The 1010-nt window shown below is 68.7% G+C and carries 1 pseudogene; it reads right to left on the bottom strand.

Annotated elements, in window-relative coordinates:
• Nucleotides 1-1010, bottom strand: a pseudogene (locus ACZ44S_RS39140) (alpha-1,4-glucan--maltose-1-phosphate maltosyltransferase); the annotation flags it as partial.

Raw genomic sequence — 1010 nt, 5'->3', positions numbered from 1 at the left:
TCCCGGCGGATGGTGTTGAGCCGGGTGATGAGGGGGGTGATGGTGTTGCCCTCGCGTTCGGCGGTGTCCCAGTCGCGGGGGCGGAGCTGGTACTTCTCGCTGTGGAGGTACTCCTCGCTGCCCTCGCGCAGGGGGGTGTTCTCGCACAGTTCGTAGCCGCTGTAGATGCCCCAGGTGGGGGAGAGGGTGGCGGCCAGGACGGCGCGGACCTCGAAGGCGGGACGGCCGCCGTGCTGGAGGTAGGCGTGCAGGATGTCGGGGGTGTTGGCGAAGAAGTTGGGCCGCATGTAGGAGGCGGCCTCCCCCGACAGTTCGGTGAGGTACTCCGTCAGTTCCTGCTTGGTGTTGCGCCAGGTGAAGTAGGTGTAGGACTGCTGGAAGCCGATCTGGGCCAGGGTGTGCATCATCGCCGGGCGGGTGAAGGCCTCGGCCAGGAAGACGACGTCGGGGTCGGTGCGGTTGATCTCGCCGATCACGCGTTCCCAGAAGACGACGGGTTTGGTGTGGGGGTTGTCCACCCGGAAGATCCGCACCCCGGCCGTCATCCAGTGCCGCAGCACGCGGCAGGTCTCGGCGATCAGGCCGTCCAGGTCGGCGTCGAAGGCGATGGGGTAGATGTCCTGGTACTTCTTGGGCGGGTTCTCGGCGTGGGCGATGGAGCCGTCGGGGCGGTGGTGGAACCACTCGGGGTGTTTGTGCACCCAGGGGTGGTCGGGGGAGCACTGCAGGGCGAAGTCCAGGGCCACTTCCAGGCCGAGTTCGCCGGCCCGTCGGACGAAGCGGGTGAAGTCCTGAAGGGTGCCCAGTTGGGGGTGGACGGCGTCGTGGCCGCCTTCGGGGGAGCCGATCGCCCAGGGCACGCCGACGTCGTCGGGTCCGGCGTTGAGGGTGTTGTCGGGTCCCTTGCGGTAGGTGGTGCCGATGGGGTGGATGGGCGGGAGGTAGACGACGTCGAAGCCCATCGCGGCGATCGCGGGCAGGCGGCGGGCGGCGGTGTCGAAGGTGCCGTG

It is taken from the genome of Streptomyces malachitofuscus (assembly GCF_055571035.1).
The sequence above is the reverse complement of the archived record's forward strand: the minus strand, read 5'-3'. Positions and strand labels throughout refer to the sequence as shown.